Raw genomic sequence first — 22,838 nt, 5'->3', positions numbered from 1 at the left:
AGCTCAAGCATAGGGAAGTTCAGTGACGGCTGCATTGTGCGAATGCACAAAGAGAGCGGAAGAAGTATGGAGTTGTGGGAAAAGTCACAGAAACAAGAAAGCCCCTGCGTACAGGGGCTTAAGAGGATTACTGCATCAGCAGGTAGATAGAGGTATCACCACGCTGAATATTCAACGCCAGCACGGACGGTTTGCTGTCGAGAATTTTGCGCAGTTCAGCGATGTTTTTCACCGGCTGCTGGTTAGCGCCCATGATCACATCCCCTTTTTTCAGGCCGATACGGGCAGCAGGTGAATTCGCCTTCACGTTATTCACTACCACACCTTTGTCTGCGCCCTTATTGCTCATCTCAGCACCTTCAATACCGCTGAAGATGGTGCTGGAATCAACCTGATTCTGGCTGCTCTGCTGCAGCTCCAGGCTCACGTTGACCGGCTTACCGTCACGCAGCAGACCGAGGGTCACTTTGCTGCCAATCGGCATAGAGCCGACTTCCGCACGCAGGGCTGCAAAGCTGCTGATCGGCTTACCGTTCAGGGAGGTGATCACGTCACCCGCTTTAATCCCTGCTTTCGCCGCAGAGGAGTTCGGCATCACCTGGCTGACGAACGCGCCGCGCTGGGCATCCACTTTCATCGCTTTTGCCAGCTCAGAGTTCAGCTCGGTGCCCAAAATGCCCAGCTCGCCGCGTTTCACCTGGCCGTACTGCACCATCTGCGCGGTCAGGTTTTTCACCATGTTGCTCGGGATAGCAAAGCCGATCCCGATGTTGCCGCCGTCCGGCGCCAGGATCGCGGTGTTAATACCGATCAGCTCGCCGTTCAGGTTCACCAGCGCACCGCCGGAGTTACCGCGGTTGATGGCCGCATCCGTCTGAATAAAGTTTTCATAGTTCTCTGCGTTCAGGCCGCTACGGCCCAGCGCAGAGACGATACCTGAGGTCACGGTTTCGCCCAGACCGAACGGGTTACCGATAGCCACTGTGTAGTCACCTACGCGCAGCGCATCAGAGTCGGCAATTTTAATCGCCGTCAGGTTTTTCGGATCCTGAATCTGGATCAGCGCAATATCGGAACGCGGGTCTTTGCCGACCACTTTTGCGTCGAACTTACGGCCATCGCTCAGCTGAACCTTAATGCTGTTCGCGTTATCAACCACGTGGTTGTTGGTCACGACGTAGCCTTTCGCTGCATCGATAATGACCCCCGAGCCAAGCGCCATGAATTTCTGTTGCTGGCCGCCGCCCTGGCTGTCATCCCCTGCACCACCGCCCTGACAGAACGGGGAACTCTGGAATGGCGAACCGTCCTGGCAGAACGGTGAGTTGTCACCAAAGAACTGCTGGAAGTTACGCGGCATACGCGGCGTATTGACGGTCGTACTCCCCTCAACGTTAATACTCACCACCGATGGCATCACTTTTTCGAGCATCGGTGCCAGGCTTGGCATCTGCTGCGCGGTTGCTGCCGATGACGCGGTCTCGGCTGCGGTAGCAGTCAGAGGAGACAGCGCTAAACCTAAACTCAGAGCCAGTGCACTCATTGCTAATGTGGTTTTTTTCATGTTTCTCAATCTCGATTTACAGGTAACGCAAAATTGCTGTGTAACTCAGATTCATTTTATACCGCTTAGTTCCGGCCATAAGTTTATGGAAAAGGTAAAAATTTATTGGCTGTCTTTACAAAACTCAGCGTTTATTCCACAGCCATTAGCTTGCGGTATTCATCCCAGGCATACAAATCCGTCATGCCGCTGATATAGTCCTGGATAAGACGGCAGCGATAATAATATTCCATTACCGGCCACTGCGTAGCGTGACGATCCAGCTTACTTATCGCTTCGACATAGGCCAGCCGATGACGGGTTGAAAGTTTTTGATAAAGCCGGGATTCGATGGGAATTCGTCGCACGCGTTCTTTTTCCACCAGCTCACTGAATTCGTCGACCGACAGCTGAAGCAACGGAGAATAAATTTCCAGTAACCCACTGATTACCCGGTAGCCCTGCAGTTCGAGCTGCTCGACATCCGGATGGCTGAACACATGCCGCATCGCCACATGTTTATAGAGCTCAAGGAGTTGACTGAAACTGCTGTCATCTTCCAGCAGCGCGTGATTGAATTCCCCGCTGAAAATCTGCGGCAGATTATCGATAAAGCGCGAGGCTGCGTAGGGCACCAGTTTATTTAATGTATTGACGCGCAAATACATAAAGAACTGGTCTTCCGTGCTGCGGCTTAATGTATTTGAGCGCGACTTTTCCCAGGCATTTTCGACAACCTGAGCAAACAGTGAACCTTTTTCGTGGTTTCCCCAGGCGGCATAAAGGTGCTGGTAAAGCTCCTCGACGCTGAATATTCTTTTCTCAACGGCATCTTCCAGGTCAGCGACGCAATAGGAAATATCATCCGCGGCTTCCATAATCCAGGTTAATGGAAAGCGACCGTTTGGCGTCAATGAAAGTTCTTTACGCAGCCGTTCAATATAGGCCTCTTCGGAAAGGTAGTAGCCCGGTTTCTTCATTAAATAGCTGTGGGATGCAGGCGTCTCTCCCGTCCACCACGCGGGACGCGTATATTTCAGGATACAGCCGACCTGCGCCCAGGTCAGGTTCATGCGCATCAGAGAATGTACCAGTCGGATACCCTGGGCATTGCCCTCGAAGTGACAGAGATCCTGACGCACTTTGCGACGCAGATCGTTAAGCCCTTCTTCACCTTCACGCAGACGTAAATCCCGCACGATGCAGCGGTCATCGCTGAGCGGCTGGCTTGCCGCATCCGACGGATGAAGGCGTTGTTTAAACCAGTCATTAATTGCCGCCTCGCCAAAGTGACCAAAAGGCGGATTGCCGATGTCATGCATCAGGCAGGCCATCTCAACGATGCTCTCGAAGGGCCCCGTCAGCTCGTCCAGACCATAGGTTTCCAGTAAACGTAGCTCTTTGAGACGGCTTAAAATCTCTTTGGCAATATACCGCCCGACCTGCTGCACTTCCATTGAGTGGGTTAAGCGCGTGCGTACAGCGGCATTACGCTCCAGCGGAAACACCTGCGTTTTTTGCTGCAAACGCCGGATGGCGGGCGAGTTAATAATCCTTCCTCGATCGCTTTCGAAGATACGCAGGATCTCATGTTCGCTCTTCTCGCCCTGTGGCGAGCGGAAACGTCGGTGCCAGTTAATTTTGGTACGAAAATCGATTGGTGACATGTGCTCCCCCGCGTGAGAATGCGTTTCCCCTTAACCGCATGATAGACTATGCATCTTAACAAGGCACATCGCGAGTAAATCTATGAAAATCGGCATTATTGGTGCAATGGAAGAAGAAGTTACGCTCCTGCGTGACAAAATTGAGAACCGTCAGACCCTCTCTCTGGGGGGGTGTGAGATCTACACCGGTCAGCTTAACGGTGTTGACGTGGCTCTGCTGAAATCAGGCATCGGTAAAGTGGCTGCTGCGCTGGGTGCGACCCTGCTGCTTGAGCGCTGCAAGCCGGACGTGATCGTGAACACCGGTTCGGCTGGCGGCCTGGCGCCGACGCTGAAAGTGGGCGATATCGTTGTCTCCGACGAAGCGCGTTATCACGATGCCGACGTCACCGCGTTTGGCTACGAATACGGTCAACTCCCGGGCTGCCCGGCAGGGTTTAAAGCTGACGACAAACTGATTGCGGCGGCTGAAACCTGTATTGCTGAGCTCAATCTTAACGCGGTACGCGGCCTGATTGTCAGCGGTGATGCGTTCATCAATGGCTCCGTCGGTCTGGCAAAAATCCGTCATAACTTCCCGCAGGCGGTTGCCGTTGAGATGGAAGCGACCGCGATTGCGCACGTTTGCCACAACTTCAGCGTACCGTTCGTGGTGGTTCGCGCCATCTCTGACGTCGCAGACCAGCAGTCTCACATCAGCTTCGACGAGTTCCTGACCGTTGCGGCAAAACAGTCCACCGTGATGGTGGAACGCCTGGTGCAGAACCTGGCACGTGGCTAAACCATCCCTCAGGGCGCTCGCCGCCCTGCTTCTGCTTGCTTCAGCGTGGCTCTGTGCCGCGCCTCGCGTAATTACGCTCTCTCCCGCTAACACCGAGCTGGCCTTTGCCGCTGGCATCACCCCCGTTGGCGTGAGTAGCTTTTCGGATTACCCCCCCCAGGCGGCCAACATTGAACACGTTGCGACCTGGCAAGGGATGAACCTTGAGCGCATCGTGGCGCTGAGACCCGATCTCGTGCTGGCCTGGCGTGGCGGTAACGCCGAACGGCAGGTCAATCAGCTTACCTCGCTTGGCATCAAGGTCATGTGGGTTGACGCCGTAAGTATTGAGCAAGTCGCTCAGGCACTGCGAGCCCTTGCCCCTTATAGCCCTGCGCCTGAAAAAGCCAGGCATGCGGCGAGCCAGATGCTCAATGACTATGCTGCGCTGAAAGCTCAATACGATACGTCCGTTAAAAAGCGCATCTTCCTGCAGTTTGGCAGTCAGCCGCTGTTTACCACAGGTAAAGGGTCAATTCAGAACCAGGTCCTGGAAGTGTGTGGCGGTGAAAATATCTTTGCTGCCAGCCGGGTACCGTGGCCGCAGGTTAGCCGTGAGCAGGTTCTGGCGCGCCAGCCGCAGGCCATCGTCGTGGTCGGAAATGCGAGCGAGATTCCTAAAATTAAACAATTCTGGCAAAGCCAGCTAAAAATTCCGGTGATCCCACTCAACAGTGACTGGTTTGAACGCGCCAGCCCGCGTATTATCCTCGCCGCAAAACAGCTCTGTGCCGCACTGGCAGAGAGTCACTAACAGAAGACCTTTTTCGAGGATTTAACGATGCTCGTTTATTGGCTGGATATTCTTGGCACAGCCGTTTTTGCTATCTCCGGCGTTCTGCTCGCCGGAAAACTACGCATGGATCCGTTTGGCGTGCTGGTGCTTGGCGTAGTCACTGCCGTTGGCGGCGGGACTATCCGTGATATGGCGCTGGCGAATGGCCCGGTGTTTTGGGTGAAAGATCCGACCGATCTGGTGGTAGCCATGGTGACCTGTCTGTTAACCATTGTGCTGGTTCGCCAGCCCCGCAGATTACCGAAATGGATACTCCCGGTGCTGGATGCCGTGGGTCTGGCCGTGTTTGTCGGTATTGGCGTCAATAAAGCCTTCAATGCCGGAACCGGCCCGATGGTCGCGATCTGCATGGGCGTATTAACCGGCGTGGGCGGCGGCATTATTCGCGACATTCTGGCGCGTGAAGTACCGATGATCCTGCGTACCGAGATCTATGCTACTGCCTGTATTATTGGCGGGATTGTGCACGCCACGGCGTATTACACCTTTGCGGTGCCGCTGGAAAATGCTGCGATGCTGGGGATGGTCGTGACGCTGGTGATTCGTCTGGCGGCAATACGCTGGCACCTGAAGCTGCCGACGTTTGCGCTGGATGAAAATTCAAGATAGGCGTCGTTTATAAGCCCGGTGGCGCTTCGCTTACCGGGCCTACAAATCCGCATTCAGGCTTAAATACTGAACGAAGAACCACACCCGCAGGTGCTGGTTGCGTTCGGGTTAGTCACCACAAAGCGTGACCCTTCCAGACCTTCGGTGTAATCCACTGAACCGCCGACGAGATACTGCAGGCTCATCGGGTCAACCACCAGCGCAACGCCCTGCTTCTCGATGGTCATATCACCATCGTTCACCTGATCGTCAAAAGTAAAACCGTACTGGAAGCCGCTGCAGCCGCCACCGGTAATATAGACACGCAGTTTCAGATCCGGATTGTCTTCGTCGGCAATCAGGGTTTTCACTTTGTTGGCTGCTGCTTCGGTAAATTCCAGCGGCACAGCTACGTCATCACTCATCTTATGCTCCCATGAATACTGCTATTGGGTAAAATTCACCCAATTCTTTTCGTCATTATCTAATACCCTGGTAATTCATTCAAGTATTCTGCGCGGCGGCCCGCTCCGCCTCTTGCTTTGCCAGGGTACGCGCGAGGATGGTGGAGTATAGCGGTTTCCCGCCCAGGAATTGGGCTAATAGTGTCGCCCCGAGACAGGTAATGATCATTGGCAAAATGAGCTGGTAATTATCTGTCATCTCCAGCACCAGCACGATACCGGTCAACGGTGCACGCAGAGACGCTGCCAGCAGTGCCCCCATACCGGCCACCGCGAAGGTGCCAGCATCAAGATGATACGCCGGGAAGCCCACTTTGGCTGCCATACCAAACGCGGTGCCCAGCAGCGTACCAAGCGCCAGCATCGGGGCGAAAATCCCGCCGGGTGCACCGGAGGAAAAGCACAGAACCGTTGTGATAACCCGGGAGATAAACATAAACAGCAGCAGACCGACGCTGAAATTTCCCGCTGCGGCGATGGGGATCAGCCCGAAGCCGCCGCCTGCGGCATTCGGCTCAATAAAGCCGAGCACGCCGCACATCCCGCCCAGCAGGCCGCCCATCAGCACCCATTTCGTCGTATTGCCGCCATGAATACGCTGGAACATATCCTGAGCACGTAAGATGCAGGTGTTAAACAGCGGCCCCACCACGCCAAAAATCATGCCGAGGATCAGGTAAAGCCACAGGGTGTTGACCGGCGCGTTGGTCAGTTTACCCACCTCAATTACCGCCCCTTCGCCATTGAAGAGACGGAAAACAATGCTCGACATAATAACGCCGGTAAACACGGCTTTAATGGAGATCAGGTTGTAGCGGAACTGCGCGCGCATCTCTTCGATGATGAACAATATGCCCGCCAGCGGTGCGTTAAACGCCGCTGAAAGGCCCGCCGCCGCACCGGTGGCGAGCAGCGTATGGCGCGCTTCGGCGCTTCGCATCCGGAACAGATCGCCCACCATGCGTCCGACGTTGCCCCCCAGTTGTACCGTTGGCCCTTCCCGGCCCAGCACCATCCCCGCGCCCAACGTCCCCATACCGCCGATGAATTTAACCGGGATCACGCGCCACCAGCGCACCGGGCGCAACTCTTCCAGTGCACCTTCAATTTCCGGGATGCCAGACCCGCCGGCCTCCTGGGCGAATTTACGCACCAGAACATACCCCACCATGGCAAACAGCGCCGACAGTCCAAATGCCCCGACCCAGACCAGCCACCGGCTATCGGCAAAACCCGCGACGGTGCCCACTCGCCAGTTGAGTACGGCATTGACCGCTTTTTCAAACGCCACGCCAACCAGACCGGCGAGAGTCCCCACCACGGCTGCAGCCAGCAGGATCGCCAGCGGCGTTTTATCGCGATTGAGCAGCCGCCGAATACTGATCCGGTGCTGAGCGCGCGTAAACTGTTGTTCTTCAAAAGACGGAGAATCTGATTTCATGTCCTGTTCTTATTCGTCATACAAAAAGCCGAGGAGATTTTACCAGAGACCTTCCCTCCGTCCCCTTAAAAATACTTAACAAATCTTAAAGCATTATCTGGCTAAAAATTTCATAACATACTGCGAATCACTTAGAATAGTGTGCTTAATCATTTTATACGAACCAGGAACGACGCCATGAGCAAGTCTGAAAACCTCTACAGTGCAGCCCGGGAGCTTATTCCAGGTGGTGTGAACTCGCCTGTTCGCGCCTTTACCGGCGTGGGCGGTACGCCGCTGTTTATTGAACGTGCTGACGGCGCGTATCTGTATGATGTCGATGGCAAAGCCTATATCGATTATGTCGGTTCCTGGGGACCGATGGTGCTCGGGCACAACCACCCAGCCATTCGTAACGCGGTCATTGAAGCCGCTCAGCGTGGCCTGAGCTTCGGTGCGCCAACCGAAATGGAAGTGAAGATGGCGGAGCTGGTGACCGAACTGGTGCCGACCATGGACATGGTACGTATGGTGAACTCCGGTACAGAAGCGACCATGAGCGCGATCCGCCTGGCGCGCGGTTTTACCGGTCGCGATAAAATCATTAAATTCGAAGGCTGCTACCACGGTCACGCAGACTGTTTACTGGTGAAAGCAGGCTCCGGCGCGCTGACCCTCGGCCAGCCAAACTCGCCTGGCGTGCCGGCGGATTTCGCTAAGCATACCCTGACCTGTACCTATAACGATCTGAACACCGTTCGCGCGGCGTTCGAGCAGTATCCGCAGGAGATCGCCTGCATCATCGTTGAACCGGTAGCGGGCAACATGAACTGCATTCCACCGCAGCCGGACTTCCTGCCGGGCCTGCGCGCCCTGTGCGATGAGTTTGGTGCCCTGCTGATCATCGACGAAGTGATGACCGGCTTCCGCGTAGCGCTGGCGGGTGCCCAGTCTTATTATGGCGTTGAGCCGGACCTGACCTGCCTCGGCAAAATCATCGGCGGCGGCATGCCTGTTGGCGCATTCGGCGGCCGTAAGGATGTGATGGAAGCGCTGGCGCCAACGGGCCCGGTCTACCAGGCAGGTACCCTTTCCGGCAACCCGATTGCGATGGCCGCAGGCTTCGCCTGCCTGACCGAAGTGGCGCAACCAGGTATTCACGAAACCCTGACCGACCTGACGACTCAACTGGCTAACGGTCTGCTGGAAGCCGCAGAAGAGGCGGGTATCCCACTGGTGGTCAATCACGTCGGCGGCATGTTCGGGATTTTCTTCACCGATGCGCCAACCGTGACCTGCTATCAGGACGTCGTGAAGTGCGATGTTGAACGCTTCAAGCGCTTCTTCCACCTGATGCTGGAAGAAGGTGTGTACCTGGCGCCGTCGGCGTTTGAAGCGGGCTTTATGTCCGTGGCGCACAGCGAAGAAGATATCAATAACACCATCGACGCGGCGCGTAAGGTGTTTGCGAAGCTTTAAGGTCCGTGCGAGGTGATGCCCTCACCCCAACCCTCTCCCACAGGGAGAGGGAGCAAACCCTAAAACGGCAATCTAAGGATTGCCGTTTACTTTTATTACCGACTCTGCTTTCTCAACAGATAAATAAAATACGGCGCGCCGATAAAGGTCGACAGCAGTCCCGCCGGGATCTGGTAAGGGAACAGCACCATCCTTCCACACCAGTCCGCAAATACCAGAATGACTCCGCCCGTCAGGGCTGACATCACAATGTGCGGCATTGTCCGGCGGAACCCCATCATTCTGGCGATATGCGGTGCCATCAACCCGACGAAGCTCAGCGGGCCAATAGTCATGGTTGCCGTTGCCGTGAGGCACGCTGCCAGCAGGAGAAGTGCGACACGCGTAGGCGTCAGCGCCATGCCCACAGCCCGCGCCGTTTCGCCGCCGAGCGGCAGAATGGTCATCCAGCGACGACACAGCGGCACAATCGCCAGCAGCACAATCATTACGATCCCGGAATGCACAACCTGGCTGGCGGTCGCGTTGTAGGTTGAGCCAGAAATCCAGGTCAGGATCTTCGCCATTCGCGGATCGCCACTCGCCTGCAGCATCATCAACAGCATCGTAAAGGCCGTGCTGAGCGCCATCCCGGCCAGCAACATCCGGTGCGGGGAAAATCCGCCGCGGCCAGAGGCAATCAGAATAATCATCAGCGTCACCGCCGCACCGATACTCCCGGCAGGCATCAACCAGCCAAACGCGTTCCCTGGCACCAGGAACAGCATCAGCACCACGCCAAAGGCGGCACCGGAGCTGATCCCCAGCACTTCCGGGCTCGCCATCGGGTTACCGGTCAGACGCTGAATAATACAGCCCGCAACCGCCAGCATCACACCGGCAATAAGCGCGGAGAGGATCCGCGGCCAGCGCCATTGCAGTAATTCGTTGAGTAAATCACCCGTTGCCCAGTGCCAGCCTGCGGCATCGCGCCCAAACGCGAGTGCGGCAAACGAGGCGAGAAGCAAGACTCCCAGACCGGCAAGGCTAAACCACAGTACCGACTGACGTTCCGCGTAGACCTTATCGCCCGCGTCCATCGCAGGCGCGCTGATGCTGCGCAAACGCGGGAGCAACCACAGCAGCAGCGGCGCACCGATAAGCGCCGTTGCTGACCCGGTAGACACTTCCATCCAGACGCGGGCCAGCCAGAGAATGATCTGATCGGAAAGCCAGAGGATCAGCGCCCCGATCAACGGTGCGAGCAGCAGACGCGCCAGCAGCCGACGCGCCCCGAGCATTTTTGCCAGCAGCGGCGCAAAGAGACCGATAAAGCCGATAATGCCCACCGCGTTAACCAGCAGAGCGCTCAGCACAATCGCCAGCGTGAGCGCCGCCAGGCGTGCCAGCGACAGTGCCAGCCCCAGGTTGCGCGCCACGCCATCATCCAGCCCGATGAGCGTCAGCGGACGCAGGAGCAGCAGCGTCAGCACGACCCCGCCCGCCAGCTGCGGCCACAGACGCTGCACAATGCTCCAGTCGGTCTGGGTGAGCGTGCCGGTGCTCCACAGGAACATACTTTGCAGCTGATCGTGATGGAACAGCACCAGCAGCTGGTTAATCGCACCGCAATAGAGGCTGACAACCAGCCCGGCCAGAATCAGCGTTACCGGAGAAAGGCGTTTTCCCCAGGCCACACCAAAGACCAGCGCCCCTACGACACACGCCCCCGCGAGGGCCGCAAACTGCGAGGTTAACGCGCCGGGCAATGCCCACAGCGTGGTGATCGTGATCCCAAGCTGCGCCCCGGTAGCGACGCCCAACGTGGTTGGCTCCGCCAGCGGGTTACGTAATACCTGTTGGAATAAGACGCCTACCAGGCCTAAACCGGCCCCGACCAAAAGGGAGATCGCCAGACGCGGCAGCAGGCTGTAGTGGAACAGCATCTGCTGAATATTGTCGATATCCGGCGAGACCAGCGCGGCTCCCCACTGCGCACGCGGTAACGCCGTCGAGAGATTGAACCCGGTGAATGACAGTGCAGCCAGAAAAAGCACGGACAGCAGTAAAACCGGGAAACGCGCGATACGGGTACTCATGCTTTACCTCCCAGCGCGTTATCCAGTACGCGGGCAAAATGCATGGCCGATAGCGTCGCGCCGTAGAACCACACAGCGGGCGCACGCTGGAAGCGCTTCTCGCGCACAAACGGCATCGCCTGCCAGAGCGGCGTCGCCATCAGCGTTTGCATTTCGCGCTCGTTGCCGTGGTCGAAACACAGCACATCCACATCACGAAACGCCGCCAGACGATCGATACCGACGGCGGTACTGCCCCAGAAGGTCATCTCCCCTTCCCACGCATTGCGAATGCCAAAGCTGTCCAGCACCTCCTGGAACAGACAGTTTTTACCGAATACCAGCATATGGCGGGCATCCAGCAGCGTCACCATCAGCAGCGGGCGATCGCCCCGCCCGGCAAAGCGCGGCTTCAGGGCGTCAATCAGGGCATCGAATTCATCGAGATGCTTTTTGGCTTCCGTTTCACGGTTGAGGAAATGCGCCATCTCGTTGATCGAGTTTTTCGCCACGGTCAGCGGTTTTTTACCGTCGCTAAAGGAAAAACCGCGCCCTGGCGCAATACGTGCCATGGTCTCTTCTGACGGGCCATAGCCCGCAGACCAGAACAGGAATGACGGTTTCATTTGGGTAAGCAGTTCGAGGTTTGGCTCCGTACGCAGGCCGATGTCAATCACCGAGTCCGGCAGCTTCGGCTCGTTCACCCAGAGGTTATAGTTAGGGATGTCCGCCACGCCATAGGGCGTGACGCCCAGCGCCATCATCAGCTCTACCGGCAGCCACTCCAGCGCCACAATGCGGTGAGGATCGACTGCGGCAGCACGCGCCGTCGTCATGTTAAACAGCAGGGGTGAGAGCGCCATTGCCGTCAACAGGCGACGACGGCTGATAAATGTGTTGTCCAGCATCAGTACACGAAGCTCACCGGTGCAGCCCCAGCCGGGTGAGGCAAGATACCCATTGGAATACCGTAAATGTGTTCCAGCGTTTCGCTGCGCATCAATTCTGACGGTGTTCCCTGCGCAATCATTTCGCCGCCGCGTAACGCGACAAGATAATCGCAGTAGCGAGCCGCCATGTTGATATCGTGCAGGACCGCAATCACCGTCAGGCCACGCTGCTGGCTTAACCGGTGTACCAGCGCCAGCACGTCGACCTGATGGGCAATATCCAGCGCAGAGGTAGGCTCATCCAGTAGCAGGCAACGGCTGTCCTGAGCCACCAGCATTGCAATCCACGCCCGCTGACGCTCACCGCCAGACAGGCTATCCACCAGACGGTGCGCCAGCGGTTTTAGCCCAACCAGCGCAATCGCCTCTTCCACTTTCTCCCGGTCAGCCGCGCCGAAGCGCCCAAGCGCCCCGTGCCACGGATAACGCCCAATCGCCACCAGCTCACGCACCGTCATCCCTTCCGCCTGCGGCAACTGCTGCGGCAGATAGGCCACTTTGCGCGCAAAGGCTTTGCTGCTCCAGCTCTCCAGTTGCTGTCCGTCCAGCAGGATATCCCCTTCAGACGGCGGCTGATGGCGTCCCAGCATCTTAAGGAGCGTGGATTTACCGGAACCGTTGTGACCAATCAGGCCCGTCACTTTACCGGCCGGGAACGTCAGAGAGAGCGGATGCAGCAACGTGCGTCCGGGTACGCGAAAGGAGAGATGATTGAGCGTGAAGGTGGTGTCGGATTGCGTTTGATTATCCTGCATATCAGCCAACTTAAATAAAAAGGGCACGGCGAACCGTGCCCAAAGAGAGATTAGAAGCGGAAGGTCGCGGTGGCGACAACCTGACGTCCTGCTCCCCAGTAACACGCATATTCGCTGTAGCAACTGGAGACGTATTCGCGGTCGAAGATGTTGTTTACGTTGACACCGACAGAAGAGCCCGGCAGCCCAAAGCGAGCCAGGTCGTACTTCACGGTCGCATCCGCCAGCGCATAGCCCGCGACGTTGAACGACTGGTAGGCTTTTGGCGACGAGGCAGAGTAGTAAGAAACGGTATTACCGATGTATCGGGTTCCCGCCCCTACCGTCAGACCGCTCAACGCCGTCTCGTGGAAGGTGTAATCTGCCCACAGAGACGCCATATTACGCGGCACTTCCGCCGGACGGCGGCCTTCATACCAGGTATCGTGCGTGTATTCTGCATCAGTAAAGCTATAGGATGCCGTCACATTAACGTTTGCCGTTACTGCCGCTTTAGCTTCCAGTTCGAACCCGCGGGAACGAATTTCACCGCCCTGTACGCTAAAGCCGCTGGTCGGGTTCGCCGGATCGGCCGTCAGGTTGTTGTTTTTAGTCAGCTGGTATACCGCTGCAGTCACAACCACTGGCAGATCTTTCGGTACATACTTCACGCCCGCTTCATACTGTTTGCCACGAGCCGGATCGAACGGTTTACCGCCCTGGGTTGCACCGGAAATAGGCTCGAAGGATTCGCTGTAGCTGAAGTACGGCGTAATACCGTTATCAAACAGGTAGTTGATCCCGCCGCGCCAGGTGAACGCCCGATCGTTGATTTCAGCCGTCGTGTCAGAGGAACGCGTCAACGTGGACGTTTTGGCGAAATCATAGCGTCCGCCAAGGGTCATGACCCACTTATCCCATTCAACCTGATCTTGCGCGTACAGGCCCGTTTGTTCCTGACGATTGAGCACGGCATATGGGAAGTTCACGTTGATATTGGCATTGTTATGCTGCGGATTACTCATGCTGATAGGGTCAGCGGTGCCGTAATCAGCATCGATATCGTTACGCATGCGCAAGTAATCGACACCCGTTAACAGGGTATGATCCACTGCACCGGTCGCAAATTTGGATTGCAGCTGAGTATCAACTGTAAACGAATTCAGGTTTTCATCAGAACGTACATAGGCCCGGCTGATTTTCCCCGGCGCGATATAGCCGTTGCCGTAAACAGAACGGTAGAGTGTATTAACTTTGGTATAGCGCAGGTTTTGACGTACGGTAAAGGTATCGTCAAACTCATGTGAGAAGCTGTAGCCCACCATCTTCTGGCGACGGGAGATCTTGTTGTCTTCGTCACCTTCATTGAAGTCTGTCGGCAGCTTGTGCGCATTGCCATTGGCATCATAGTACGGCACAACGGTGCCTTCCCGCGGCAGCCAGCCGTAATAGCCTGCATCCGGATCGCTCTGGAAATTACTCAGGAAGGTGAAATCCGTTTTATCGTCAGGACGCCAGCTGAAAGCGGGTGCAATGGCGTAGCGGGTGGACTTAACCATTTCCTGCTGTGCATTTTCGCTGCGCCCCAGACCGGTGAGGCGGTATGACCACACGCCGTCATCATCAATCGCATCGCTAAAATCAAACCCGGTTTGCCACAGGTTATCGGTACCCATTTTGAACTGGATTTCTTTCAGTGGCTCGGTGGTTGGGCGCTTGCTGACCATGCTGACCACGCCGCCCGGGTGGCTTTTACCGTACAGAACGGATGTTGGGCCACGCAGCAGTTCGACACGCTCAAGGAAATAGGGATCCATTGACGCTTCAGAATAGTTATCACCCTGTAGCTTCATCCCGTCCAGGTACTGGTTAGTATTCACGGTAGTGGAAGTGGTGAAACCACGGATAGAAACTACATCATATGTTGTTGATGCACCGCGAGTAGCAAAAACGCTCGGCGTATAGGCCAGCGCTTGCTTCACCGTCCCCGGCTGCTTCATGTCCATCTCTTCACGAGTGACTACGGAAATAGACTGCGGGGTTTTCTCAATTGGCGTATCGGTCTTGGTCGCCGTGGCGGTGCGCTTGGCCGCAATCGTGGGTGCCGGTCCCCAGGCACTTTCCTGTGCCGCAGGCGCTGCGGTTACCGTAATGGTTTCTTCTTTTTTCGGGGTTTCGGCAGCATGTGCATAAGCCGACATGCCGGCAACCGCTGTGGCTACGACGACCGCGACTTTTCGCAGCGACGTGTTGATTGGCTGAGCAGTATTGGAAAGCGCCATGTTGTATCTCTGATGGAAAGGTTAATGATAACGTAAACGAGAATTATTATTATGAGCGCAAGAATAATAGGCGAAACGCCGGTTGCATAGCAAGCAATAAGCGGCCCTACGAGAATTGAGGGATTAAGAATTAACCAGATGAAAACAGGGGGTTAATGATGTTAGCGAAAGGATCGCCAAAACCCGCCGGAGCGGGCGGGAAGCATTAGCGGTAAAACAGCTCGAACGTGGCGACCGCCTCGACTTTTCCGGGTTTGACCTCCCCCGTTTTTACGTAGCGGGCCTTCAGGGGGATCTCTGCGGGCACCTTGTCCTGCGTAGCGGATATCGCAGTATAGGTCTGGTCAAACTGAAGGACGGTATCGTTGCTGTCGAGAATTTGAATCCCCAACCCTTGTGCGGCAGCATCACCGGATGCAATGCCCAAAACCGAGCCGTTGGTCACCCCCGTCGACCCCGTGCGGGTGAACTGATAGTCAATCTTTGTTCCCGCCGCGCAGTCGTTTATTGCGATCTTAAAGCTACCATCAGTCAGTATCTCTGAGTATTGCCCGTCAAAATCCTGAGAATTGACCGTTTTGAGAGGAACAAAAATGTTACGGTCAACCAGATTACAGGAATTGGTCGTAATATGGACGCTGGTGGGCGAAAAACGCATTTCACCGACCACGACACCGCCGAGCGTATCCTGCGAGGTCAGGCGCGAGGTATCCAGCATCCCGTCCTGGACCTGGCCGATGACCACCAGTTGAGCGGCGGCCCGAAAGACGTGGGTGCCATCAGACCCGCCATGTTTGTAGCCATAATACTGCCAGGGACGAATGAGGTCCTCCTCTATATAGTCGGGCAACCGTTCGCTTGACGCCGCCGCACGGATGCCAATCCCCGGCACGTTGGTTTTATAGACTCCCGGCAGAACGTCCTCACGCGCGTCGGCATCCGTCAGGGTCAAATAGCCGCGCCGGATTTGCGCGTCAGCTCCGCCACAGTGCACCGTAATTTCATTGGATTCGACGGCATTGTCATAAATTACGGTCCCCACAGGGGTATCGGGATCGAGCATAAAGACCGCTGGAAGCTGAAAGGTAACAATGCCGCCAGATCCATCCCCGCCGCTGAAAGTACATTGAGCAAATGCCGGATGTACCCGCGCGGCGGCGACCAGCAGTACGGCAGAGATAACGGTTCTCACCAGAATAGTCACGCGCATTTTCTCTCCAGCCTCATTGGCAATTGACCGCGGTATTAATGATTCCCTCGCCATTGTCATCGGGTAAATCGATGACGCCATGACACTGTTCGTCGCCCGCCTCTCCCCACTGCGCGCTGAACGATGTGTGTCCATTAAGCCCTGAGAGGTAGACCTCGCCATCATCCCCGACAATCGCGGTGGTGTTATCAAGCGCCACGATGGCACCAAACGGCACTGGTTTACCCTGATGACGCAGCGTGACCAGCGCGCGGCGCCCAACGCGGGCCTCGAAGTTCGCCAGTATCACCGCGCCTTTTGTCGGCACGAGATCTAACGTTGCCGCGTCAATATCAATATCGCTGCGTTCCTGCGTGTTTACCGTGAGGGTGTTGTGTCGGTAAGCGGTAAGCGACGGCACGATGGCATTACCAAACGCATCGGTATAAATGCCGCGGCCGCTCTGAACGTTGACATCCTCTCCGTCGTTGATGTGTACAATCGCGAAAGCGTCCCGCACGGGCTGCCCCAGCGTAACGCCCTGACCGTGAGCCACGATGGATCCCTGAGCGTTATAGTTCCACTGGCGGTTATCCCCGCCGTAGCTGTACCCCATGCCAACTTCGCCGGACGAGCCGCGATAGCGCCCGGATACGCTGCCGCCATAGCCCGTATCTTTGTTGGCGTAGGTCTGCTGGAGGTTATAGCTCAGCTTGTTATCCTCAAGCGCGGTCCCCCCGATCCCCACCTGATGCGAGACATACCCGCCGCTTGCGGTATTTACGCTGTAGTTTGCCCACGCGTTAGAGAGCCAGTGCGATAACGGGATATTGACGTTCAGCGCCAGTTGCCGATCGGAATCGGCATCTGGCGTGCGGGTCAGGTTGTAGCTTATCGACCAGGTAATATCCCGCCAGCTGGAGCTCAGCCCGGCGCTGACGCTGCGCTCGTGGCCGTCCATATCCCAGTAATCCTGCTGATAGCCGTTAAGATACGCCGAGCCCCAGTCAGAAAGCCGCTGGGAAAGGTTTACCTGCATGCGGCTTCGGCGGTTGTTGGTTCTGCGATAGGTATAAATGCCGTCATCAATCTCGCTGTCGCGCTGATCGATAGCCTCCTGAAAGGTATAAAACCCGGAGGTGGAATAGCGGTAGCTGGCAAGCGTGACGGTGGTATCTGTGTCGGGAATATCTTTTGAATACTGCGCTCGCCATGAGAGTCCATTTGCGTCATCACGTCCGTCATCAAAGGCGGTTCTCGCGGTGGTGATATCCACCGAGGCTGAGCCCAGGTGACCCAAATCCGCGCCAACCCCCAGCAATAGTGCATGATACATCGACGCACCCTGAGCGCCGGTGTAGGCCGTCACGCCATACGGCAGACCATAAATAGCCGTACCTTGCACAAAGGTGGGCTCATCTTCCCCTTCATTGCCGCGATAACGCCCGGCCGCCAGCGAATACTTAAACCCGCCCTCACGCTGGAGGACCGGCACCGACGCGCTGGCCTGTATGAAGCTATGCTCCGAGCCATCCGCCTCTTCAACGGTGACTTCCAGATCCGCGCCGGAGGCGACCTGGCTTAAATCACGGATCTCAAATGGCCCCGGCGAGACGTTGGTTTGATAAAGGGTGTAGCCGTTTTGCTTAATGGTGACTTTTGCATCGCTGTTGGCAATCCCCCGCACGACAGGCGCAAACCCCTGCTGGCTGACCGGTAGCATCGCCGTATCCGTTTCCAGCGTCAGGCCGGTCATCTGCACGCTGTCGAACAGCTCGCTGTTAGTGTACGTCTGGCCCAGTTCAAGCTGGCTTTTCAGCGCTTTGATATCGCGCTGCAGGGTGGTGGCGATGGCTTCCCAGCCCGAAGAGTCACTCCAGGTACTGTTGTTGCGCAGCCGCCACGCGCCCAGATTAAGACCCGATGTCAGGCCAAGCCAGGTTGATGAGGTTTGGCCCGTGCTGTAGTGCTGCTGAGAACCGCTGAGCTGATAGCTTGTCCAGGCCGCCGGAGCACCGTCATCCCAGAATTTCGGGTTAATGGCGCCCGCAGCCGCGCGGTTGCGGTAGGCCTGGGGAATGACCAGCGTCAGGGTCTGGTTATCCTGATTGTAATCGTAGCGAGTATGTTCGATGAAATGGGAGATATCCCGAATGCAGGCCGCATCGTCCATATCTTTGAGATCCGGCACCGCGTCGACGTTAACGCCAAATTCACGCAGATCCGCTTTGGTCAGCTCCGGCAGAAGCTGCTGCTTATCGTCAGAAAGCACATAGGTGACCTCGCGTTTATCCACGACGTCCCGATCCCACATGATGGTGGTCAGATAGCGCCCTGCCAGCAAGCCGTTATCATTAATGAAGTTTTTGAGCGTAGCGGTATTTTCCAGCGGCGTATCCAGCTCAAGGATCCGCAGGTTGAATTCGTCATCAGCCCACGCAGGTGGGATCGCGACGAACAGTGCGAGCACGATCCCGGACCATACCTGTTTTTGGCGAGAGGGAGAGGACATAGCATTCCAACACGATCCCGTTAAAGGGCCTGCTTGCGCTGAGGGGTTTGCGCCCCAAAATCATTGATTGCCGTCCAGGTCACCGCACCCGTCGCCCCTTTTGGCAACGCAAAATGCTGCTCGCTAAACGGTGCAACCATCATCGAAATAGCCCCCGGCGTGGTTTCGGTCTCTTTCACCGGTACGCTTTTCCCGCCCACGGCCAGCTCGCCAAAGGAGACGTAAAACGGCGTGGGGTTTTTAGCAATAAGCGTGTCGCCCTGACGACGGAACGTGATTTTTTCATCCGCCACCAGCGCATCGGCCTCTTTTAACTGAGACGGGCGCCAGAAAAGCTTCAGCCGCGTTTTCATCGCGAACTGCAGGGTATTTTTCTCTTTCAGCTCAGGCGACAGCGCGGAGACCGATTTCACATTCGCCAGGAACAGCGATTCACGGTCTGATGGCAGGCTTTTTTTATCGCCAGTAAAAATAACGTGTAAAAGGGTTTGACGGTTTTCCTGCAGCTTATAAACAGGAGGCGTAATAACGAAAGGCGCTTTTGCATTATTGGCGTAGCTGACCCAGCTTTGTACCAGATAACGCGTATGGGGATCTTTATTTTTAAGGGCTATTTGTACTTCAGCTTTATTTGATGGATAAATAATACGCGTACCACCCAGAACCACGCTGGCCTGCGCTGACAGACAAGAAATAATTAAACAACCACATAACAATTTAAATAAAGTCTTCATACAACGTTCCAAAAGGCAGCCATAAAGGCTGCCAGTAATGACTTAGCGATAGACAACCTCGAAAGTTGCCGAAGAAGAATAGCGGCCTGCGGTGGGTGCAGTATCACCAATCTGAATCACCTTCGCGATGTAGTTAAAGACTGACGCATTTGTTCCCGTCGCATCGTTAGCCACATCCGTTCCCGTCGAAGGTAGGGAGCCATCAAATACCACATCGTCTTTCGTGCCGTTTTCATTGCTGACGATGATGCCAACGTTGGTGGCATTACCGGCGCCGCTGAGGTCGTTCTTCAGACGTTTATGCGCGGCATCCGTTGTCGTTCCGCTGAATTTGAGGTTGAGTTTGGCAACCAGCGGGTCACATTTTTTCACTTCAATATTAAACGTTTTGCTGGTGCCCACTGCGCCATCAGTGCCAAAGTCCGACGCATAGGTATCGGGGAACGTGACGGTTGACGAGGTCGTACCGGAGCCATCAACATTAATTTCACAGGTGTCGGCCACCACTTTCCCGGCAAAGTTCACCGTGCCAGAATCGTTTCCGGCAAATGCTGGCAGAGACAGCGCTGCCATTATGCTTGCAGCCAAAAATGAAGAAAGAACATACTTACTCATAATCATATCCTTATATATATCGATGCAGTCATCCATTCCCGCCCCAATACTGTGCGTCAGAATGTTATTTAAGCGCTCATATCACTCATACAGGGGTAATTAACCCAGCCATGTTTCAGGAAAGCCTGTGATTCCTTGAGGCGATTAAATCAGATCATTCTTACCAGTGTCCAGATAGCCTAAAAACCTCCTGCACATAATGGCGCACAAGACTATGTTTTAAATAAAAAATAATGAATCTTAGGAATTCTTAATTTTGAATTAACTTTTTTTAAAGGATTGCGGACTGTAAACAATAAAAAAGGCCGCTTTAAAAATAAAGCGGCCTTTTATTCAGGGAATTAATTAATTCCCGCCAAACATGTCCTTAATCCAGCCGGCTACGCCATCGCTGTCTTTCTTCTCATTCTGCTGCTGCGGCTGTTGTTGCTGCGGCTGCTGAGGCTGAGAAGATTGATCGAACGGGTTGCCCGTTGGCTGTTCAGGCTGGCTCTGCTGGCAGAGGGAGTCCGGATTGGTGGTCCAGACCGGCAGGGTACGCATCCCACCGCCGCAAACAAAGTTACCGGAACCGTCCACGCCCATATCGACGATATCTTCCGGCGCAACCAGGTTCAGCGGCACCGGAGACTGATTCGCCAGATAGCGCTGGTAAATCGACATCGCCCCGCTTGCACCGTACAGCTTGGTTGGCTGGTTGTTATCACGGCCTACCCAGGTGATCACCACTTCACGGCCATCAATACCGGCAAACCAGGTATCGACGTTGTTGTTGGTGGTCCCGGTTTTACCCGCCAGATGCAGACCCGGATATTTCGCCCCCAGCTGACGGCCAGTACCGCGCTGCACAACCTGCTGCATGGTCCACAGCGTCATATAGGCCGCCTGCGCAGGCACCGCACGTTCTGCCTGTGGGAAGCTCTGATACAGCACGGAGCCATCCTCGGCAATCACCGAGCGCAGGGCCGAAAGCGGCGCACGGTTACCGCCGCTGGCAATGGTCTGGAACGCCTGTGCCACTTCGATCGGCGTCAGGTTAAGTGCCCCCAGAATCATCGCCGGAACCGGATGCAGCTGATCTTTCGACACGCCCAGTTTCTGCCAGGTGTCGACAATCGCAGGCAGGCCCAGCGCCATACCGAGGTTAACCGTGGGGACGTTCATGGAACGGGTCAACGCATCCACCAGCATAACCTGGCCGCTGAACTGTTTATCATCGTTCTGCGGGGACCAGACCTGACCGTTAGGCTGACGCAGTGAGATTGGCGCATCGGCAATCCAGGTGTTCAGACGATACAGATTCGGCTGACTCAGGGCGGTGAGATAGGTCGCCGGTTTTGCCAGAGAACCAATCGAACGACGCGCCTGCATGGCACGGTTATAGCCCGCATACTGCGGCTCGGCACCGCCCACCATCGCGCGTACTTCGCCAGTGTTGCGGTCAACCACCACCATGGCGGTTTCCAGATCGCTCAGCTTGCGCTGTTTCTTCAGTGCCGGAATACCTTCCACCGCGGCTTTTTCTGCTGCATCCTGGGCCACGGAGTCAAAGGTGGTGAAGATCTTCACGCCGGAGAGATCTTTGACCTTATCACCGAGCTTGCTTTGCAGCTCCTGACGCACCATTTGCATAAACGCAGGCTGAGGAGAGATCACCCCACCGCGCGGCTGCACGCCAAGCGGACGCGCGCTCAGCATGTCGTACAGTTCCTGATCGATCACCTGCTGTTGTTGCAGCAGACGCAGGACCAGGTTACGACGCTCCAGCGCCAGTTTCGGGTTACGCCACGGGTTGTAGATGGACGCCCCTTTCACCATGCCCACCAGCAATGCCTGCTGGTCAAGGCTCAGCTCTTCCACCGGGCGGCCAAAATAGTACAGGCTTGCCAGCGGGAAGCCGCGGATTTCGTTATCGCCGCTCTGACCGAGGTAAACCTCGTTCATGTACAGCTCAAGAATACGATCCTTGCTGTAACGCGCATCCATCAGCACGGCCATGTACGCTTCGTTGGCTTTACGCCAGTAGGAGCGTTCGCTGGAGAGGAACAGGTTCTTCACCAGCTGCTGAGTCAGCGTACTCGCCCCCTGCACGGTACGACCCGCGGTCAGGTTCGCCAGTACCGCACGGCCGATAGAGTAAAGGCTGATGCCGTCGTGCTCGTAGAAGTGACGGTCCTCGGTTGCCAGCAGCGTATCCACCAGCAGATCCGGGAAGCCGTTACGCGCTACAAACAGGCGCTGCTCGCCGTTAGCCGACGAGAGCATGGTGATCAGACGCGGATCGAGACGGAAGAAACCGAACTGACGGTTGTTATCCATGTTCTCGATGGTATCCAGACGATCGCCGTCAAAGGTCAGACGCGCGCGCACCTGCCCCTCTTTGCTGTCCGGGAAGTCGAACGGACGGCGGATCATCTCAATGCTTTTCGCCTGAACGGTAAATTCGCCAGGGCGCGTCATCTTCGACACCTGACGATACTGGGTCGCTTCCAGCAGTTTCACCATCTCGTTCTTACTGATAGACATATCTGGCTCAAGGTTCACCATACGGCCATACACTGCCGCAGGTAACTGCCAGACTTTACCGTCGATACGGCTGCGGATCTTCTGATCCAGATAAACGCCGTAAATCGCCATCAGCACAACAAAAACAATGAACAGCTTCAGCAGCAGCCAGAACCAGCCGCGTTTGCCCCGAGGCTTGCGCCCTTTGCCTTTTCCTTTACGCGGCATCGGTTCTTCATCCTCATAATCGTCTTCATAGTCATCGTCATAGTCCTCATCTCTGAGGCGACGACGGCTTACCTTTTCTTTCGCCGGACGCGTGGGTTTTCCCTTACGTCCTATTGGCTCGCGGTCATTCCCCGCCATGCTTTTTCTCCGCAACGTTCAGGCGCAAAGGCCCGATTCTCATTTCTTCCACTGACCTGTGAAAGAAGAAATCTCTCAAAATAAACAGCAAGACTTTCCTTGCAGGAAAGTCTTTAG

Annotated in this window: 17 protein-coding genes; 4 read left to right on the top strand and 13 right to left on the bottom strand. The window is 55.9% G+C overall.

The genetic code is table 11. The features are described from left to right. Positions 1 to 127: 127 nt before the first annotated feature. Together degP and dgt are read right to left on the bottom strand one after the other, a co-directional pair. A complete protein-coding gene (gene degP, locus ACOTXR_RS13895; protein ID WP_014882622.1) occupies positions 128 to 1,564 on the bottom strand; it encodes a serine endoprotease DegP in 1,437 nt (478 codons plus the stop codon). A 131-nt stretch (positions 1,565 to 1,695) separates the two neighbouring features. Next, a complete protein-coding gene (gene dgt / locus ACOTXR_RS13890) occupies positions 1,696 to 3,210 on the bottom strand; it encodes a dGTPase (protein ID WP_047625872.1) in 1,515 nt (504 codons plus the stop codon). Positions 3,211 to 3,292: 82 nt separating this feature from the next. On the opposite strand from dgt, the gene mtnN reads away from it, so the two are divergent. The 3 genes from mtnN to ACOTXR_RS13875 are packed head-to-tail and all read left to right on the top strand — an operon-like array spanning position 3,293 to position 5,435. Further along, positions 3,293 to 3,991, top strand: coding sequence for a 5'-methylthioadenosine/S-adenosylhomocysteine nucleosidase (gene mtnN, locus ACOTXR_RS13885; RefSeq protein WP_014882620.1), 699 nt, complete (start codon positions 3,293 to 3,295; stop codon positions 3,989 to 3,991). Continuing rightward, the gene (btuF, locus tag ACOTXR_RS13880; protein WP_023332124.1) at positions 3,984 to 4,784 is read left to right on the top strand and encodes a vitamin B12 ABC transporter substrate-binding protein BtuF; all 801 of its coding nucleotides are present in this window, start codon (positions 3,984 to 3,986) and stop codon (positions 4,782 to 4,784) included. Before mtnN ends, btuF begins: the two co-directional genes overlap by 8 nt. Before the next feature lie 27 nt (positions 4,785 to 4,811). Beyond that, a complete protein-coding gene (locus ACOTXR_RS13875) occupies positions 4,812 to 5,435 on the top strand; it encodes a TRIC cation channel family protein (RefSeq protein ID WP_014882618.1) in 624 nt (207 codons plus the stop codon). A gap of 59 nt (positions 5,436 to 5,494) precedes the next feature. On the opposite strand, the gene erpA is transcribed toward ACOTXR_RS13875, so the two are convergent. Both erpA and clcA read right to left on the bottom strand, forming a co-directional pair. After that, positions 5,495 to 5,839, bottom strand: a complete 345-nt coding sequence (gene erpA / locus ACOTXR_RS13870; RefSeq protein ID WP_008501923.1) for an iron-sulfur cluster insertion protein ErpA — start codon at positions 5,837 to 5,839, stop codon at positions 5,495 to 5,497. A 79-nt stretch (positions 5,840 to 5,918) separates the two neighbouring features. Continuing rightward, positions 5,919 to 7,319, bottom strand: a complete 1,401-nt coding sequence (gene clcA / locus ACOTXR_RS13865) for a H(+)/Cl(-) exchange transporter ClcA (protein ID WP_078309352.1) — start codon at positions 7,317 to 7,319, stop codon at positions 5,919 to 5,921. 177 nt (positions 7,320 to 7,496) lie between these two features. Here clcA and hemL point away from each other — a divergent pair, with 177 nt between their 5' ends. Beyond that, complete coding sequence (hemL, locus tag ACOTXR_RS13860) at positions 7,497 to 8,777, top strand: glutamate-1-semialdehyde 2,1-aminomutase (protein ID WP_014882616.1); 1,281 nt, start codon at positions 7,497 to 7,499, stop codon at positions 8,775 to 8,777. 95 nt (positions 8,778 to 8,872) lie between these two features. Here hemL and fhuB read toward each other — a convergent pair whose 3' ends face one another. The 9 genes from fhuB to mrcB form a co-directional block, all read right to left on the bottom strand. Further along, positions 8,873 to 10,855 carry a Fe(3+)-hydroxamate ABC transporter permease FhuB gene (fhuB, locus tag ACOTXR_RS13855; RefSeq protein WP_058690751.1) on the bottom strand — a complete coding sequence of 661 codons (1,983 nt, stop codon included), beginning with the start codon at positions 10,853 to 10,855 and terminating at the stop codon, positions 8,873 to 8,875. Next, the gene (fhuD, locus tag ACOTXR_RS13850) at positions 10,852 to 11,742 is read right to left on the bottom strand and encodes a Fe(3+)-hydroxamate ABC transporter substrate-binding protein FhuD (protein ID WP_014882614.1); all 891 of its coding nucleotides are present in this window, start codon (positions 11,740 to 11,742) and stop codon (positions 10,852 to 10,854) included. Before fhuD ends, fhuB begins: the two co-directional genes overlap by 4 nt. Further along, on the bottom strand, positions 11,742 to 12,539 hold the full coding sequence (gene fhuC / locus ACOTXR_RS13845; RefSeq protein WP_045134598.1) for a Fe3+-hydroxamate ABC transporter ATP-binding protein FhuC: 798 nt from the start codon (positions 12,537 to 12,539) through the stop codon (positions 11,742 to 11,744). Before fhuC ends, fhuD begins: the two co-directional genes overlap by 1 nt. A gap of 50 nt (positions 12,540 to 12,589) precedes the next feature. Next, positions 12,590 to 14,800 carry a ferrichrome porin FhuA gene (gene fhuA, locus ACOTXR_RS13840; RefSeq protein ID WP_058690750.1) on the bottom strand — a complete coding sequence of 737 codons (2,211 nt, stop codon included), beginning with the start codon at positions 14,798 to 14,800 and terminating at the stop codon, positions 12,590 to 12,592. Between the two features lie 205 nt (positions 14,801 to 15,005). Further along, a complete protein-coding gene (locus ACOTXR_RS13835; protein WP_222834782.1) occupies positions 15,006 to 16,010 on the bottom strand; it encodes a fimbrial protein in 1,005 nt (334 codons plus the stop codon). A gap of 13 nt (positions 16,011 to 16,023) precedes the next feature. After that, the gene (locus tag ACOTXR_RS13830; RefSeq protein WP_058690749.1) at positions 16,024 to 18,501 is read right to left on the bottom strand and encodes a fimbria/pilus outer membrane usher protein; all 2,478 of its coding nucleotides are present in this window, start codon (positions 18,499 to 18,501) and stop codon (positions 16,024 to 16,026) included. A 20-nt stretch (positions 18,502 to 18,521) separates the two neighbouring features. Continuing rightward, on the bottom strand, positions 18,522 to 19,235 hold the full coding sequence (locus tag ACOTXR_RS13825; protein WP_023336768.1) for a fimbrial biogenesis chaperone: 714 nt from the start codon (positions 19,233 to 19,235) through the stop codon (positions 18,522 to 18,524). Between the two features lie 42 nt (positions 19,236 to 19,277). After that, the gene (locus ACOTXR_RS13820) at positions 19,278 to 19,850 is read right to left on the bottom strand and encodes a fimbrial protein (protein WP_023332117.1); all 573 of its coding nucleotides are present in this window, start codon (positions 19,848 to 19,850) and stop codon (positions 19,278 to 19,280) included. 345 nt (positions 19,851 to 20,195) lie between these two features. Next, entirely contained in the window at positions 20,196 to 22,721 is a 2,526-nt protein-coding gene (gene mrcB / locus ACOTXR_RS13815) for a bifunctional glycosyl transferase/transpeptidase (RefSeq protein WP_014882607.1), read from the bottom strand. Positions 22,722 to 22,838: the final 117 nt, after the last annotated feature.

The organism is Enterobacter cloacae complex sp. IR53030 (genome assembly GCF_049238365.1).
GTDB classification, from domain to species: domain Bacteria; phylum Pseudomonadota; class Gammaproteobacteria; order Enterobacterales; family Enterobacteriaceae; genus Enterobacter; species Enterobacter kobei.
This window is presented reverse-complemented; position numbering and strand designations above follow the sequence as displayed.